A 16,437-nucleotide genomic window follows, 5' to 3' on the forward strand; every position below is an offset into this window, starting at 1 on the left:
GCCCGCCTAGCCCTGCATGGCCTTGCTAATCAGGCGGTCAAACATGCGGTCAGACAATATCCAGCGCAGGAAAAGCAGCGGTGCCGCCATGAAACCACCGTGGTAGCGCGCCTTCGGGTGTTTGGCTTTCAGGGCCTTGACGATCAGGTCGCTGATGACCTTGGCAGGGGCCTGTCTGGCGGTCGCCTGCAGCTTGCCAAAACTTTGTACCAGGCCCGCATACGCGCCATCGGCGGAGTAGCGGCCAGCTTGTTCCGACGCAATGCCTGCCCATTCGGATTCGACGCCGCCCGGTTCGATCACCACCACGGCGATGCCGAAGGGGCGCACCTCGTTGCGCAAGGCATCGGAATAACCTTCCAGGGCGTATTTGGAGGTGTGGTACCAGCCACCCAGCGGCGTGGCCAGCTTGCCGCCTATCGAGGAAATATTGATGATGCGGCCATAGCGTTGCTCGCGCATATGCGGCAGGCACAGCTGGACCAGGCGGGCCGCGCCGAACAGATTGGTTTCCATCTGGCGGCGACCTTCGGCTAGCGGCACGTCTTCCAGCGCGCCATACTGGCCATAACCGGCGTTATTGATCAGCACATCGATACGGCCTTGCTCTTCGATGATTTGCTGCACCGCCGCCAACATGGCGTTATCGTCGCTCACGTCCAGCGCCAGCACCCGGCCGCCCGCTGCCTTGATGTCGTTCATTTTGTCTGTCCGGCGCGCAGCGCCATAGACTTCGTAGCCTTCGCTGATCAGGCGCAGGGCAAAGTCCTTGCCCATGCCGGAGGAGGCGCCTGTAATCAAGGCCACTGGTTTGCTGCTGGTGTTTGTTTTCATGCTCTTGACTCCAATGTTGAAATAGTGCAATGTTTGACTAGTCAGTCATTTAAAGATGAAAACGCTGACTGAAAGTGTCAGCCTTCCTGCTCAAGCGAGCACACGCCAGATGGCGTCAAATCCCGTCATGCCATGTTGCTCCCCATTTGCCGGGTCGGCGATCATCATGTCGACGGTAGCGTTTGCGATGGAACTGAGCAAAGTGCCAACAAAAATCAGGGGCGCATCGCGCAGCGGGCCATGCTGGCGGCTGCGTTCGATGAAAGCCGCCATGCCCGCTGTCGCCTCCATGCCAGCCTGCCGTGTGTCGGAGGTAATATCGTCAGACACCAGCAGCTGTGTCATCGCCTTATGTTTTTCCGGGGCGGCCGCTGTCCAGCGCAGCCAGTTGCGCCACAATTGCAGCATCTGGCTGCGAATATCGCTGTCGATAGGCAAGCCCTTCAGCGCAGCCGAGCTCAGATCGGCCTTGAGTTCAAGATACAGCGCATTGAGCAGCACTGCCTTGGTTTCAAAGTAGGTGAACAGCGATCCGTTCGACACACCGGCTTCCTTGGCAATCATGGCCGTGGGCGCACTGAGCCCCTGGCTGGCGATCACCCGGCTTGCCGCCGCCAGGATGGCCGCGCGTCGTTCTTCACTTTTTGGTCTGGCCATGGTTGCTGACAGGAATACTGGTTCTTGAAAGCCTGCATATTATAAGAGAGTGCCCAGTCAGTCAATCGGGGGCGCTGCATCGGCGCGCATGAACAGGATTTCGTCGCTGGAGTCCGCCTCCTCGGCCACAAATCCAAGACTGGCGTACAGCGCCAGGGCAGGGGCGTTGTCACGGTAAACGCGCAAGCTCACTGTGGCGGCGTTTGTGGCCTGGATGGCTTGCGCCATCAGCAAGGTACAAAATGTTCGGCCCAGGCCCTTGCCGCGCGCCAAGGGAGAAATGATGATGCGGCCCAGATGGACCGCGCCCGGCGTGGCCACCCAATGCTGGCCGAACCCCAACGGACTGGCGCAAGCGTCGCTTGCATCGGCCAGGCAGTAACTCGCCCCGCCGGCAAGGCCGTTCACCGAAGAGAGCATGGTTTGCAGTTCCACCGGAGAAAAGGGGTAGCGTAGTTTCGGTCCAGCCCAGCGGGCGCATGATGCGGCGTCGGCTATCCATGTGGCGATGGTTTCGTAATCGGAGTGCCCGGGCAGGCGCAGCATGGCGTTCATGGCGGTGATGAAAATGGCAAGAGTGCCAGCTTAGGCGTCTGGCGGGCATGCTGTCAAGCGCTGGACCCGGCTGGGCGAGACGCGTAAAATCCGCTGCTCCCTGTCAGAGAAATAACGCCCGCCCAGCATGAAAGATATCGTCCAATACAGCCGCAGCCATCAACACCCAGGCCTGGTGCTGGGTGAGGCGCGCTTGGCGACATTTCGCTTCAAGCGGCACTTTCACCTCGATTATCACATCGGCGTGATTACCGAGGGCGTGCAACGCCAGGTCTTGCATGGCGAAAACATGGTACTCACGCCAGGCACCATCCAGCTGATGCCACCCGGCGAAATGCATGACGGCTTCAATGCCGACGATGGTTTTTATACCTTGAAGACATTCCGGGTCGCACCCGGGATGCTGGACGGCCTGGCTGAGGAAATCTCGGGGTCCGGCGGACAGCTGGGCGACGCCATCCTGCTCGATCCGGCTGCTGCGCGCCGGCTGTCCATGCTGCATGCGGCTTTTCAGGACGGTGACGCGGCTTCGCCGCTGCAACTGCAAGCCGAGTGGCTGACCCTGCTGGAACATTTGCTGTCGCGTACCCGCCTGAGGACGCCGGCAGCGGTCGATGGTGAGCTGTCGGCAAGCCAGCGTGCAAGAGTGCGCGAGTATTGCGAAGCCAGGCTGGCCGACAAGCTATCACTGGACGAACTGGCCGCCCTGTGCGGCATCGAGCGTTTCAAATTCCTGAAACTGTTCAAGCGCACCACCGGCATGACGCCGCACGCCTGGCTGGTACGGCTGCGCCTGGAGCGCGCCTGCAGCCTGATGACCAGCGCCCGCCAGGATCTGACCCAGGTCGCCCATGCAGTGGGTTTCTACGACCAGAGCCATTTTAACCGGGCTTTTCGCAGCGCTTATGGCGTTGCGCCGTCACAGTATTAGTTTTCGCTACTTATGCGGCCACCTATGCGGCCACCTATGCGGCCACATCGTACTGCACCGAAAGCTGTCCCTTTTTCTCTTTCATCTTGAGTAAAACGACCTGTTTGATCTGGCCGGCCGAAGCCACATGCGTGCCGCCGCAGGCCGTCATAGGCAGGGCGCCAAAGCCCAGCATGCGCTTGTCGCTACCCATATCGATCTTCCTGGGCGCATCGCAATGTATCAGCGCATTGACCGCCGCCTGCACCGTATCGGCGTCCAACTCCTGCGCCGCAGCCGTGCGCTCGAACACCACGCGCGCTTCGCCTGGCCAGTGATGACCCTTGACGGCGCGCCAGCCCAGCGGCTCGATCACGTTCGCCAGCAGATGGCCGGCGGAATGCAAACGGGCATGCAACTGGCGCGGCTCTGCCAGCACGGTTATGTCCACTTCGCCAGGCGTGATCGCCGCCTGCGTCACATGGATGAGCAGCTCGTCCTGCTGCACCACCCGGCTGACAGCCACGCCATTGATCGTCCCCACGTCGGAAGGCTGGCCACCGCCTTGCGGATGAAACAAGGTGGCAGCCAGCACCACGTGGAACTGGCCATCATCGGCGGGCGTGCAGTTCAGCACCTGCGTGTGCATGGATAACTGGTCGCTATTGAAGTAAGTACGCTGCGTCATCTTTATGCCCTCATGGAATCGTGAATCCGGATTCTAGGGAAAGCGGCGAGGGTAGCGCTTGTAAAAAATTGACGGAGAGTTGGGTAAATATCTAGAAAACCACCATGATGATAGACCCGGCGACAATCAGCGCACCGCCCAGCGCCACCGGCCAGGTCAGGGTTTCGCCGAGAAAGACGATACCGAACACGATGGCCAACGCCACGCTGAGCTTGTCGAGCGGCGCCACCTTGCTGACCGGCCCCAGTTGCAGAGCGCGGTAATAACATAGCCAGGACAGCCCCGTGGCGATTGCCGACAGCACCAGGAACAGCCAGCTGCGCGCGCTGATGCTAGATGGACTCTGCCATTCGCCGCGCAAGGACACGATGCCGCCGATCACGGCCAGGATCACCACAGTACGGATAAAAGTAGCAAGATTGGAGTTCAGCCCAACCACGCCCAGCTTGCCAAACAGCGCGGTCAGTGCAGCGAAGACGGCGGAGGCGAGGGCGAAAGTGATCCAGTTTGATTGCAGGGACATATGGACATCCTTTTCGGCGCAGAGAAATCAGAGGCGGGCGCCGGTGCATGGCAGCCAGCGACGCAGTCGATCATAAGGGATGCAGCGTCGAAATGGTAGAGATTGAAGTGTTGCAGCCGGGTATGTTTTACGAATAGTGCGGACGCTGCTAGCGCGAACGGCAAGCAATCACAAGGTGGAAACATTAGCTGGCTCCCACCTTGTACTTTAAGCTGCTATTTTCCAATTTGTTTGCTCACGGCGTTTTCTTGTTGATTGAGCGAATGTTGATCAGCCTTCGTGATGTGGCTGCCATCAAGACCTGCCATGGTCTTTTCCTCACCTCGAATACTGCGATCTTCACTATGAAGAGCGCTAGCCTGGGTCTTGCTGATTTCGCCTTCCTTCACCTCCTTGTGAATGCGGCGGTCTTGATTTGCCAGGCGATGATTGACTTGTTCACGTCGTGGATGCTGCTTTTGCCACGCTGTCTCGCCTGCGAATGCGCTGCCTGCGGAGGAGGCCAAAGTGAGCAGAACCACGGCCGTGATGGAAAAAATCTTCATAGTGCTATTCATTTTAGTTCTCCAAGGAAATAACGTTGTCAACTATGACAAGCAATTAACGCATGGTTGAGTACCTTGGATGACAAATGGCATGTGTAAAGTGTAAGCAAATGTTGATGCACGACTTGCAAAGTAAGCGTGCCATTACCCTGAAAATCGTCTGCCGCGCCATTGCTGCCGGCGCGGCATGACTTGTTCGCTTAATAATTAAACTTCAGCTCCGTAAACAAAGTGCGCTGCGGGAACGGGTGATACAGGTAGTAATCGCGGTTATTGAGGTTGTCGACGCCGCCGGCCAGGCTCCATTGGCGGCTGAGCTGATAGTGCACGCGCAGGTCGGCCACCAGGTAGCCTTCGAAACCGGTGTAGCTGTGGCCGTTGACATCCGTGTTGTCGACCGTGCCATATTGCTTGCCGCTGTAGCGGGCCGCCAGGGTGATGGCCCATTTTTCGGCTGGCCGGTAAGTCGCCATGGCCGTGGCGCGCCATTCCGGCACATAGGGCGTGTGCGCGCCGACCGAGGTGGCGCCGGCGCTGGTGGGCACGTAGCTGCTGTTGGCCAGGATGCGCGCGTCGACATAGGTGATCGAACCGCTCAGGTCCAGGCCAGGGAGCAGGGCGTTCTGGCGTTCGCCGACCAGCTCGATGCCACGCTGGCGCGTCTTGTCGACGTTTTGCGTGAAGGACACCGGCGTGGCGTAGCCGCTGATAAAGCTGGTTTGCGAGATCAGCGCATCGCTCACATGTTCCTCGAACAGCGACAAGCGCAGCTTGCTGCCATCGCCGTTGCGCTCAAAAGCCAGTTCGCCCGACTTGACGTTTTCTGGCCTCAGGAAAGGGTTGGCCTGGGTATACGTGGTGCCGGTCTGGACGTTCTGGTACAGCTCACCGACCGTCGGAAAGCGCAGCGCCTTGCCGAACGAGGCAGTGGCTTGCCACAAGGGTGCTATCTTCCAGTTCAAGCTGGCCTTCGGCGACAGGCCTTTGCGTTCGACTGCCGGCTGGCTGACGGCATAGCCCTTGCCGTTGTTGGCCGTCGCATAGTTGTAGCCGTCAAACGCCCGCCATTGTTCATAGCGCGCGCCCAGGGTGGCCGTCAGCGTGGGTGCGATGCGCCACTGGTCCTGCAGCCACAGCGCCTCGGTGCGGGTCTTGCCGAGCGAGTTGCTATACAGGCTGGTTTCGTCCCCTTGGGTCCAGTTGACGCTGTTGTAGGTCGGGCTGACCAGCTTGAACTGGTCGCCATGCAGGCCGAAGCTGAGTACATGCGGGCCGGCAAGGCCATCCGGATGCCAGCTGGCGCTCAGGTCCAGCGTCGACCAGCCGGTGCCGCCGGCGTCGGCGGTGCGGCCGGCACCACCGTTCTGGCCAGCCGGCAACAAGCCGGACGAAGTGCGCGTCAGGTCGGTGGCGTAGTGGTAATTGCTGGCCACCACGTCCCAGTCCCAGTCCGCGCCATGGCGGCTTTTGACGTCCAGACTCTGCATCCAGTGCTGCTGGGTGCTGCTATTGGCCGAGAACTGGCCCGCCACGCTGCTCGCACTATAGGATTTGCCGCCGATATTGACGTTGCCGCTGGCGCCGCCATAATAGGGTGCGCCGCTGGCCGTGCTCAGGTAGGAATTCGTGCCGGCGTCGGCGTCGTTATGCCAGTAGCCCAAGGTGTAGACGGCGCTGACGTTGCGCGAAAAGTCGTAGGCCAGCTTGAGCTTGGCACTGTCCTGCACCGTGTGGGTGATATTGCCGGCGCCCAGCACCTGGATCGCGCCGTTGGTGCGGCTCAGGTCGGGATAGGCGCCATTGATCGTCGGATCGCCGGGCACGGCCGGCTTGGCCGATTGGTTCAGCGTAGCAAAAGTGATCGGCTGGCTGTGGCTGTCGAGGTGAGTTGCGCTGACGAACCACGACAGCGCGCCGTCGCGGTTGCCGAGGGTGGTGCTGATGTCTTGCGTGCCGTAGCGGTCATTGGTGCCGTACAGGCCGAACTTTTGCGATGCGGCGTTGAGCTTGACGCTGGCCTCGAACTGCGTTGGCATGCGCGTGTTGAGCTTGACCACGGCGCCGTAGGAATTGCCCGCGTAGGCCGCCGAATAGGGGCCGTACATCACAGCTATGCTCTCGATTTCTTCCGGCGCCACCATGAACCAGCGCGGCGAACCGTTGCCGTTGTTGTTATTGACCAGCGCGGACAGCATCACGCCGTCGGCCATGACCAGGCTACGCGCGCTGGCGTTGATGCCGGTGGTGCGCGTGGCCAGCGGCGCTTGCGTATCGCCGTCAAAGCGCTTGCGCACCAGGATGCTGGGCAGGTATTTCAGGCCATCCTCGACATTCATTACATTGTTGGTCTCTGCCAGCTGGCGCGCGGTGACGGTGGCGATCGTCGCCGGCGAGCGGATATCCGTCGGGTCCGGCGTGCTGCCGGTAACTTGCACGACCGGTATCTGGTCGTCGGCCCACGCCTGTTGTACCGACAAGGCCATGCACGTTGCCAGCAGCAAGCTGGAATTAGGGGAAGCAAATTTCATAGGTATTCCTGGAACAAGAAAGCGGCCATAGCGGCGGGCAGGCATGGCCACCGTCGCGTATCGACGGCGGCCAAGCGCATGCGGGCGCAGGCAAGGTAAAGTATGGAGTGGCGTTGCAGCCGGCAGTTCACTGGCGATGCAGCAGGGCCAGCTTTAGTCAGGCGGTGGGAGGGGCGCGGGAATGCGGCTGAGACCAGGTAAACAAGGGCTCAGGAGCGAGGTAAAACAGGGCAGGGTACAGCGCCATGCCAGCTTTCACGGGCAAGGGCGTGGCAAAAGTCGTGGGCAGCGGCGGCGTGGCAGCGTCGCTGACGCAGTAGGGGCAATGCTCAACGTGATGCAGCACCGAATCGAGCGGCGACTTGACCGCGATCGAGCCATCGGCATTGAGGTACTTGACTCCATCGATGGTACAGATCTCGATCTGTGTGATCTGCGGTCCGTGTGGCTGCCTCGCATTGAGGGCATGGGAAATCGACGGCACGAGCGTATTCATCAGTATCGCGAAACACGCGATCCAGATATGCAGGCGCTGCCTTCTTGTCCGTTTTCCCATGCCCGCGAGTATAGCAAGAATTCATGCCTTACTTGCATAAGTATCCGCATCAGGTCGCTTACTGCATCAGCCTATTCGTTGCCTTTAACACCTAACAAAACCTGCTGCGCGTCGATGTGGGCGGCCTGTGATACGGGCAGTGGAAAGCAGGTAAACAGAGTTCGAAATTTTGCGAAAAAACGAACAGCATCATTTCAACTCAGTTGCAATGCCATCGTTAGGGATATCGTTCGAACGTTCGCCGCTTAACCCTTTACTGAAAAAGTGAATTCATAGCGGCAAAGAATTAGTCACGCTTGGCAATTTCCATACCAAATTAAAAAGATTTAATTTTTAAATGTTTTTTTTGCAATTTATGCTAATATGATTTGGTGCTGTGATGCTTTTTTGGGTATCAAGTTGCTTGCAGAAAATTAAGCCCATAGGAGCATACAATGATGTATGAGTTCCTCATTAATAATCGAACAAATCTTGCTGCTCGATGCCGTGAGAAAGTTGCGCTTCGGCCTGGACGAATGGCCTCCAAGCTTCAACTGCAGAATGGGGTGCCAATGCTCCTGGATCAATTGATTCGAACATTAGCGGCTGAAAATACATCGCAATCGATCGTTGCATTTGGGATTTCGGGACCAGAAAATGGAGATTTGGCTTTTTCTGAAATAGCTATCTCAGCCGTGGAGCATGCACGAGAGTTGCTGGTTCTTGGCTTTTCAGTTAAGCAGGTTGTTCATGATTATGGTGACCTTTGCCAGTCAATAACAGATCTAGCAATTGAGCGGAAAATTACTTTTACCATACACGAATTTCGGACTTTGAGTCGATGTTTAGAGAATGCAACCGCGGATGCGGTTACTGAATTCAGCTATCAGCGTGACTTGATCGAGGCGAATAAAGTAACGAAAGAAAATAACGATCGGTTAAGGCACTTCGTGCATGAATTACGCAATCTTCTGGGCACAACGTCGTTAGCATTTACTGCAGCAAAATCTAGCAGATTAAATCTATCCGGATCAACAGGAGTTATACTTGAAAAGAGTATACTTAATTTGGGAAGGCTTATCGATAGCTCTGTTGATGATATCAATGAGATTGTCAGGCAAAAAATCGTTCTAAATACATTTCCAATTTCATCATTTATTGCCGAAGTTTTATCTTCTGCCGAGCTGAGTTATGAAAATATAAAATGTGAATTAAGGTTGATGCCTGTCGATCCTGATTTGGCAACTTCTGGAAATCGTTCACTGCTACTAATTGCCTTGGTGCGAATTTTACAAAATGCGGTTAAGTTCACACAACCGAATAATCATGTTGTTCTTGCTGTTTACGCATCTGGTGATCAAATTCAGATCGATGTAAAAGATAATTGCAGTGACGTTGACACACAAGAGGTCGATTCCACGCATTCACAATCGACTCAAATTGACAGAGATAGAATCGGTTCTAGCTTAATTCTGGCAATAGCTAAACAAAGTGTCGTTTCATATGGAGGATCACTTAGTATTCAAAATCAGTCCGAGATCGGTTGGGTTGTGAAAATTTCCATTCCCCGCAGACCAGTTGTTAACTGAATAAAATACTGTCTTTGGAATTAATTTTCCTCATATAAAATTGACATGAGTGCCGATGCGCCATGCGTATAGCGATCCTGTAATCAGCATAGTGAAAGCTGTAAATTCTGCCCAACATAAGCAGCTACTCCTATTCCCAAGCAATACATGCGGTCTACAGCCAATAGCAACCTTTCATCCCGAACAGTTCATGCGTACCAGTCTCCCCTTGAGCCACGTTAGCAGCATAATTATCCTTGACTTTTTGGCAGGAGACGCGCTACCGAAGAGCGACGCGGAACTATGATTATGGATAGTGTATCCAGGTATCAGAGTGCGCTATTTAAATAATAATTTTATCATTTTTAACAGATTGACTAAAATTACATTAACCTATAAATCGTATCCTGGAGATGGATATTTTTTAAGAATCAGGTAGTACTTATGTGAAATGAGAGTACTATGATTCATTCGGCTACTTCCATAAGTAAAGTAGAATTAAATTGGCTAAGATGATTTTATCGAGTTCTCATAAATTGTTTCTATGAATTGAATTATTACATCAATAATTTTCAAGCGGAAACATTACCTATTAAGCTATCATGAAATAGTGAAAACCGGTAAAGATACGGCAGAATGGAAGGTGCTTTACCATGGAGAAATTTACCTGCGGCAGTTTTTTAAAACGCCAAAATTTATGCCGATCAGAGACATTACTACGTTATGGCGTATGAAAGAAGTGATTCCTGATGATACGTATTTTTTACCTTGCTCACACTGCCGCCGTTACGATATCGGAGGCTCAGGTACAAGATATTCTGGCAACTTCTCATCATAACAAAGGGCAGACTGGTGTGACTGGTGTTCTCGTTTATACGGGAGATATGTTTGCTCAGATTCTGGAGGGGCCGGAATTAGCGGTACTTCGTCTATATGTAAAGATTGCAGCGGATCAGCGAAACTTCACGATCACCATTTCACCGTATCGATACACAATGAGCAAGCGCGTTCTTTGTTATCGGACAATCTGAAAACCATATGAAAATTCGGCAAACATTTCACTCACCGATCTTGATCCTTAGTGACACCATGCGCGATACTGGACAGGTACGTGACGTACTGGATGGAGAATTCGATAATATCAGCTTGTCTAGCGATCCAGAAAAGATGGCTGCCGAATTCGATGCAAGGCCAGCCGATGTTTTGATCCTGGCATTTGACACTCTCGAAAAATCGGAGCGTAATTATTTGTCACTCTACCGACAAAGCGCGAAATTGCCTCTCCATCCGCATCGGACTATCATCTTGAGTAGCAAGGACAACGTGGCAGCGAGCTACCAGGCTTGCCGAAAAAAGTTGTTTGACGATTATGTTTTGTTTTGGCCGATGTACTATGACCGTCATCGTTTGGCGATGTCCATTCATCTAGCACTTGGCCATCTGGCTGAGCGTGGCGTGATAACCCAGCCCGATTCCACCTGGCAGAAACCTGATGAAATATTTAAAGAACTGTGCGTGTCTATCAAGCGGACTATAGGAGCGCCTGATACTCAGGAACTTCAAAATCAGCCTATGGTAGGAGGACTTGCTGTTGCCGAACGAAAAATCACGTTTGACTCAGTCAAGACATTGCCTATTGTTATGGTAGTTGACGACGATGAATTCATGTGTAAACTATTGAGTGACATTCTGGAGGAGGCTGGCTATCAAATATTAGTGGCGCACGGAGCAAGCGAAGTGTTGTCAACGATACGCAAGCAGCTGCCAGATCTGATTATCATGGATATTTTAATGCCAGGCGTAAATGGTATAGAGATTGCACAGCACTTGAAGGCCGTGCCTAGATGGGCCTTAATTCCACTCATCATCGTGACCGGGAATAGTGATCACAATATAGTCAACGAATGCTTGAAAATCGGAGTGGTCGACTTTATTATCAAACCTGTAGAGCGCACAGGTTTTTTAAATAAAGTGAGAAGTGCCTTGCAACGCAATTAAAATACTGATTGCTTGCAGTACCCTGAAAGTAGTCTTTAACTTCATCAAGATCCCAGAACTTTAGCCTGTAGTAGCCATTTTACGGCACATCATTCATGATGCCACAGATACGACTACACAAAACTCTCACTAGAAAATGAATTGAACTCATACTATGGGGTGTTTTTACATCAGATATGCCCTGCTGTTACATTGCGTGGCGGGCCTTGGTGTGAGAAGAACGATACACAATGAGACAGCATTGACCTTTCCCGTAGTGCAAAAAACAATGTACGTCTTAAAACAGAATGGTCTTGGCCTGTCAACAGAGCCTTATAAAGTTGCGTTAAAGAATTTTTGGTAATAAAAAATACTTTTCTTAATAATTAGGCTAGAATACAAGCATAGCCTCACCTGATCCGTCAACCGTTTGATCTAGTCTTGGTAACCCGAACCCTTGCCAGAACACTTGCAACGCATACACATTGTCGTTGTGCCCCCGCTCTTCTTTGCGGGAGATCATCCCACCGGCCGCTCATTCCCTCGTTATTGCCAGCGCACCGCTGACACGCCTTAAAATTGCGTGGCTTCAGTTGAAGCGCTCCCATGCCCTCACTGGATACACAATGAAAAATTTTCCTAAAATAGCCCTGTCACTGATTGCTTTCGCCACGCTCGCGCAGGCTAACGCCAGCACCATCACGTTCTCTACCGGCTTTTCGGATGCCGGGGCTCAAGCTAGCGCGGCAGCTTACCAATCCGTCGTCGATGCGGCCGTCGCCACGCCGGGCGCAGGCTATGGTACGACGACGATTGCTAACTACGATAACGTCACCAATAGTAGCCTGTTCGGCAGTGGCAAGAACATCGCATTCAAATCGACCATCAATTTTGGCGTCAGCGCGGCCGATGCAGGTGCTTGGAGCTTCCGTGCCGGCGTGGATTTTGGCAACGGGGGTGCGGTTTTCCTCGACGGCGTGGCGCTGGATTACAAAACGAATGATATGTGGTGGGCCGACAATTACAATAACTCGAGCCAGTTCTTGAGCGGCTCTGGTAATTTATCGGCCGGTAACCATACCTTGACCATCTATGGCCTGGAAAATTGCTGCGATGGCGGCCAGCAAGCGCAATTCAAGGTTGGAAGCAATAGTTTCACCAGCTTCGCTGCCACCGATGGCCTGGTGTCAGCCGTGCCGGAACCATCGACCTATGCCATGCTGCTCATCGGCTTGGGCTTGCTGGGTTTTACTGCGCGCCGCACACGTTCCGCCCAGTTCAAAGCCTGATTGAAGAAGCCCGCTGATGTAGTGATACATCAGCGGGCTTTTTGCCAGGAATTTCTACAAAGGCTGCACTAGGCCCGGGCTAGCGTCGGCGCAGGACATAGCACTGCCAAATCAAATATTAAAAGTATCGCCACCGCCCATAGCGGCCACAAACTGTTACATGCTGGCGATCCAGTCTTCAAATTCCTTCGCCAAACCTGGCGGATTGGCCAATCGGGTTTGTGCAGCAATCTCGTCATAGTATTCGAGTTCATGCACGACAATCGGGATCGGGCGTGAAAAGCACTGTTCGACAACGCCGTTTTCATGCAGTGCCTGTGCGATCCGAACACATGCGTCTACAAAGTAGGCTGTAATGTCGCTTGCTATGCGCATACACCGGTCAAAGTCAGCTTTCTCATCTTCATCTGAGTACCAAAGCCCGCGTGCCTTCAGTAGCTCTTCCAGCATTTGCCCGCCTTCCGTCCCGGGCTCGGCTATGTATTTCAATTCGTTCTGGAGCCAGAAAGCGAAGTTCCATTTCGCTTCTTCGGCACTGGACGCTGAGGGCGTGCATTGCGTCCAATGCCTCAGGGTGTTGTAGCCAAGTTGCAGAACCGGATAACGCGGATCGTCGTCGTTATCTTCAATGAAGAATGACAAGGCGTAGATATCCGGGATGGTCGAGGTATCGATGTTCGCCAACGCAGTGCTAATGTGGCAGTAAGAGAAGTGTTCAAAATCATTCATGGGGCTTCGTTTCTTCAAGTTGACATACCGACTTGCAAGGAAGCGCCAACAGCGGCACGGGCAAGTACCCGTGCCGCCATCTAGCAGGATCAGGCTGGATTGTTTTTGCCAGCGGCCATGCGGTTCCAGCCATAACCGATGATGACGATGGCCAGGATGGCTGCCTGCGCTGCCAGGGTTTCCAAGGTAGGCAGGATGCCCAGGATGTCGACGCGGATGAAGTCGACGGGATTCACGCCCACCCAGCCAGCTTCCTGCAGCGCGGCCACGCCTTTGCCCATCAGTATCACGGCCAGCACGGCCACGAAAGCGGAGGTCAGCGAGAAGAATTTGCCGATCGGCATGCGGGCGCTGCTGCGCAACAAGACCCAGGCGATCACGGCCAGCAGCACGATTGCCACCAGGAAGCCGCCCAGCAGGGCGCCGCCATTGCCATCGGCCGCCAGCGCCGAGTAGAACAGCACCGTTTCAAACACTTCGCGGTAGACGGCGATGAAGGCCAGCGCGAACAGGCCCCAGGCGGAGCGGCGCGACATGGCCGCAGAGAGCTTGGCGTGCAAAAATTCCTGCCAGCGTCCGGCGCTGCTCTTCTGGTGCATCCACAAACCCACGCTCAGCAATACCAGTGCCGCGAACACGGAGCCGAGCCCTTCGCTTACTTCCCGGCTGGCGCCGCTGATGGTCACCAGATACGTGGCCGCCACCCAGGTCAGGCCGCCTGCGGCCAGGGCGCTGATCCAGCCCGCATGCACATAAGGCAGCACGTCATTGCGCTTGGCCTTGCGCAAGAAGGCAATGATGCCGATCACGATCAGCAGCGCTTCCACGCCTTCGCGCAGCAAAATCGTCAGGGCGCCGACAAAGGTGGTCATCGGGTCTGCCTTGGCGTCGCCCAGTTCCGCTTCCACGTGGGTAAATAATTGATGCAATTTGTCGCCGGCCGCATCGGCGTCGGCCACGGTGCCCTTGGCAACGGCTGAACGGTAAGCCAGCATGGCGCTTTCCACCGCCAGCAGCAGGGATTTATTGCGTGCGCCGACCATCGGCTCGATCGGCTCGAAGCCGTCCAGATAGGCCGACAGGCCCAGGCGCGTGGCTGCCGCGCGGTCGCCCGCATGCATGGCCTCCAGGCTTTCGGCCAGGCGCAGGCGCGACAAAGCCAGCCCAGCCGGCTTGTGCGCCTCGGCCTGGCCCGGATTGCTGCGCAGATAAGCGCTCAAAGCCTGGGCTTCTTCTTCGCCCAGCTTGGCCGCCGCCGCTTCCTGCGTCAGGGTCGTCACGGCAGCCAGGTCGGTGTACAGGCTCTTGGCGCGGGCGTCTTCCTTCCACAATTTTTCGCCTTGCGCGCGTGCCGCAGCGTCATGCGACATGCCGCCCACGAAGAAGGCCAAATCCCAGCGCTCATTCTCGGACAGATGGCCGAAACTGGCCATCGAGGTGCCGCCCACGCCTTGCGAAATCACCTGGTACAGCGCCATCAGGCTGCGCGACTGCGCCCGCTCCGGGTCAGTAAAGGCAATCGGCTTCGGTTCCAGGCTGGCCGCCAGCGGACCGTCGCCAGCGCCGGCCGCGCCATGGCAAGAAGCGCACTGGGCCGCATACAGGGCCGCGCCGCGCGCCAGGTTGGGCAGGATTTTGGGCGCCACGGGTATCGGATACGCGCTAATCAACAAGGCGTTCGCGTGGTGCGCCAGGCGCTTGACCTCGGCGGCATCCGCCTTGGCCACCACGGCCGTGCGCAATTGCGCGATGGCGGCGGCAACACCCGCCTTGGCAGCATGGGCGGGCAGGGCGGTGATCTGCGTGGCCGCGTTCTCCGTGAAGTCGAGCATCTCGGCATATTCCGACTCGCTGACCACTTTGCCGTGTTCGACGGCGCCGCTGTAATCGACGGCCACATAATCTATCAGTTGCCACAACTGCCTGGCTTCAGCGCCCTGGTCCGCCCCTTGCGCCTGCGCGCCGGCCGCCAGCAGCATCGCTGCGGCCACCAGCGGATAGCAGATGAGCCAATTCTTCATTTTCACGAACATGATTCTCATTCTCATTTGTTAACAACCGGGCCACTATAGGACAGGCACTGCAGGGTGTCAACGGCGTATGGGGAAACATCCAGGGAAAGCGCTACGATGGCGATGATCTATGCAGCGTCCTTTTCAGGGCAGCGCGGCGCGCTTGACCGTATCAGGCCGCGCAGCCAATCAAGCGCCGGATCGTTGTCGCTGCGCGGGTGCCAGATCATGTCGATCTCAAGATCGTCTACCTTGAACGGTATGGCACTGGTGGCCAGTCCGAACAGGGGCGCGTAGTGAGCCGCCACGCGCCGGTGCAGGGTCGCGATGACGGGCGCCTTTGCCGCCGTTGCAAGTAATGTCATCACATTATGCGATGACATGGCAAGCTGGAAGCGATGGGCCGATGCGGCGTGCTGCAGCAGGTAGGCAATAAATCCGTGCAAGTTGATGCTGGCCGATACCACGCCATGCCTGGCGTTGAAATAGTCGGCCGCCGTGATCGGTGCCGAGAACTCGAACAAGGCGGGATTGAAACAGCAGGCGTATTGTTCGCGATACAGTTGTTCGCGGCGATGCCAGGACAAGCCTTCTGTGCTGTGGGCGATTGCCAGATCGACATGATTGTCATTCAGCAGGGCTACGATCGACAACTCGCCGATGGGAACCGACTGGATTCGTATGCCCGGCGCATGTGCGCTGATATGTGCCATCAGGGCCGGCGACAGCATCGCTTCCAGTTGTCCATTGATGCCCAGGCGAAAAGTGCGTTCTTCCGTTGCCGGGTCAAACTGTACGTCGGCGCTCAGCGCCTGCTGCGTTTGCAGCAATATCGGATGGATCGCCTGGTACAGCGCTTTTGCGCGCGGTGTTGCCTCCATGGTATGGCCGGTACGAATGAACAGTACATCGTCGAACAGGGTGCGCAAGGTGGCCAGCGCATGGCTCATGGCCGGTTGCTGCAGTTTGAGCCGCGCCGCCGCGCGGGTCACGCTTAATTCCAGCATCAGGACGTCAAAGGCGACCAGCAGATTCAGGTCGAAATTGCGTAAGTTGAAGTGATCGATGGGTTCCATGTGCAATGCCG

The 16,437-nt window shown here is 55.6% G+C and carries 17 protein-coding genes; 6 read left to right on the forward strand and 11 right to left on the reverse strand.

Annotation, left to right across the window (positions count from 1 at the left end; translation table 11 throughout):
* Positions 1-6: 6 nt before the first annotated feature.
* The 3 genes from HDE72_RS04240 to HDE72_RS04250 form a co-directional block, all read right to left on the reverse strand.
* Entirely contained in the window at positions 7-834 is an 828-nt protein-coding gene (locus tag HDE72_RS04240) for an oxidoreductase (RefSeq protein WP_183737476.1), read from the reverse strand.
* Positions 835-924: 90 nt separating this feature from the next.
* Positions 925-1,491, reverse strand: a complete 567-nt coding sequence (locus tag HDE72_RS04245; protein ID WP_183737477.1) for a TetR/AcrR family transcriptional regulator — start codon at positions 1,489-1,491, stop codon at positions 925-927.
* Positions 1,492-1,548: 57 nt separating this feature from the next.
* Positions 1,549-2,046, reverse strand: a complete 498-nt coding sequence (locus tag HDE72_RS04250) for a GNAT family N-acetyltransferase (protein ID WP_183759309.1) — start codon at positions 2,044-2,046, stop codon at positions 1,549-1,551.
* A gap of 127 nt (positions 2,047-2,173) precedes the next feature.
* On the opposite strand from HDE72_RS04250, the gene HDE72_RS04255 reads away from it, so the two are divergent.
* Positions 2,174-2,977, forward strand: coding sequence for an AraC family transcriptional regulator (locus HDE72_RS04255; protein WP_183737479.1), 804 nt, complete (start codon positions 2,174-2,176; stop codon positions 2,975-2,977).
* 34 nt (positions 2,978-3,011) lie between these two features.
* On the opposite strand, the gene HDE72_RS04260 is transcribed toward HDE72_RS04255, so the two are convergent.
* The 5 genes from HDE72_RS04260 to HDE72_RS04280 all read right to left on the reverse strand — a co-directional run bounded on the left by HDE72_RS04260 (position 3,012) and on the right by HDE72_RS04280 (position 7,796).
* The gene (locus tag HDE72_RS04260; RefSeq protein WP_183737480.1) at positions 3,012-3,644 is read right to left on the reverse strand and encodes an alanyl-tRNA editing protein; all 633 of its coding nucleotides are present in this window, start codon (positions 3,642-3,644) and stop codon (positions 3,012-3,014) included.
* A 91-nt stretch (positions 3,645-3,735) separates the two neighbouring features.
* Positions 3,736-4,167: an EamA family transporter gene (locus HDE72_RS04265; RefSeq protein WP_183737481.1), complete on the reverse strand. Its 432-nt coding sequence runs from the start codon at positions 4,165-4,167 to the stop codon at positions 3,736-3,738.
* Positions 4,168-4,382: 215 nt separating this feature from the next.
* On the reverse strand, positions 4,383-4,724 hold the full coding sequence (locus tag HDE72_RS04270) for a hypothetical protein (RefSeq protein ID WP_183737482.1): 342 nt from the start codon (positions 4,722-4,724) through the stop codon (positions 4,383-4,385).
* Between the two features lie 188 nt (positions 4,725-4,912).
* Positions 4,913-7,240 (reverse strand): TonB-dependent receptor, encoded by a 2,328-nt coding sequence (locus HDE72_RS04275; protein WP_260176484.1) that lies wholly within the window; start codon positions 7,238-7,240, stop codon positions 4,913-4,915.
* Between the two features lie 157 nt (positions 7,241-7,397).
* Positions 7,398-7,796, reverse strand: a complete 399-nt coding sequence (locus HDE72_RS04280; RefSeq protein WP_260176485.1) for a DUF2946 domain-containing protein — start codon at positions 7,794-7,796, stop codon at positions 7,398-7,400.
* Between the two features lie 434 nt (positions 7,797-8,230).
* Here HDE72_RS04280 and HDE72_RS04285 point away from each other — a divergent pair, with 434 nt between their 5' ends.
* The 5 genes from HDE72_RS04285 to HDE72_RS04305 all read left to right on the forward strand — a co-directional run bounded on the left by HDE72_RS04285 (position 8,231) and on the right by HDE72_RS04305 (position 12,609).
* Positions 8,231-9,364 carry a sensor histidine kinase gene (locus tag HDE72_RS04285; protein WP_183737484.1) on the forward strand — a complete coding sequence of 378 codons (1,134 nt, stop codon included), beginning with the start codon at positions 8,231-8,233 and terminating at the stop codon, positions 9,362-9,364.
* A gap of 589 nt (positions 9,365-9,953) precedes the next feature.
* Positions 9,954-10,181: a hypothetical protein gene (locus tag HDE72_RS04290; protein ID WP_183737697.1), complete on the forward strand. Its 228-nt coding sequence runs from the start codon at positions 9,954-9,956 to the stop codon at positions 10,179-10,181.
* Positions 10,093-10,374 carry a BLUF domain-containing protein gene (locus tag HDE72_RS28050; RefSeq protein ID WP_183737485.1) on the forward strand — a complete coding sequence of 94 codons (282 nt, stop codon included), beginning with the start codon at positions 10,093-10,095 and terminating at the stop codon, positions 10,372-10,374. The genes HDE72_RS04290 and HDE72_RS28050 overlap by 89 nt, the downstream gene beginning before the upstream one ends.
* 7 nt (positions 10,375-10,381) lie before the next feature.
* On the forward strand, positions 10,382-11,341 hold the full coding sequence (locus HDE72_RS04300; RefSeq protein WP_183737486.1) for a response regulator: 960 nt from the start codon (positions 10,382-10,384) through the stop codon (positions 11,339-11,341).
* A 605-nt stretch (positions 11,342-11,946) separates the two neighbouring features.
* Positions 11,947-12,609 (forward strand): CCXG family PEP-CTERM protein, encoded by a 663-nt coding sequence (locus tag HDE72_RS04305; protein WP_183737487.1) that lies wholly within the window; start codon positions 11,947-11,949, stop codon positions 12,607-12,609.
* Positions 12,610-12,765: 156 nt separating this feature from the next.
* Here the strand turns inward: HDE72_RS04305 and HDE72_RS04310 are convergent, their stop codons facing one another.
* From HDE72_RS04310 to HDE72_RS04320, 3 genes are all read right to left on the reverse strand, one after another.
* The gene (locus HDE72_RS04310) at positions 12,766-13,338 is read right to left on the reverse strand and encodes a hypothetical protein (protein ID WP_183737488.1); all 573 of its coding nucleotides are present in this window, start codon (positions 13,336-13,338) and stop codon (positions 12,766-12,768) included.
* Between the two features lie 89 nt (positions 13,339-13,427).
* Positions 13,428-15,371 (reverse strand): cytochrome c/FTR1 family iron permease, encoded by a 1,944-nt coding sequence (locus HDE72_RS04315; RefSeq protein ID WP_183737489.1) that lies wholly within the window; start codon positions 15,369-15,371, stop codon positions 13,428-13,430.
* Between the two features lie 107 nt (positions 15,372-15,478).
* A complete protein-coding gene (locus HDE72_RS04320; RefSeq protein WP_183737490.1) occupies positions 15,479-16,426 on the reverse strand; it encodes a LysR family transcriptional regulator in 948 nt (315 codons plus the stop codon).
* Between the last annotated feature and the right edge of the window lie 11 nt (positions 16,427-16,437).

Origin of the sequence: Janthinobacterium saanense (assembly GCF_014200675.1) — a bacterium.
Taxonomy (GTDB): Bacteria; Pseudomonadota; Gammaproteobacteria; order Burkholderiales; family Burkholderiaceae_D; genus Janthinobacterium.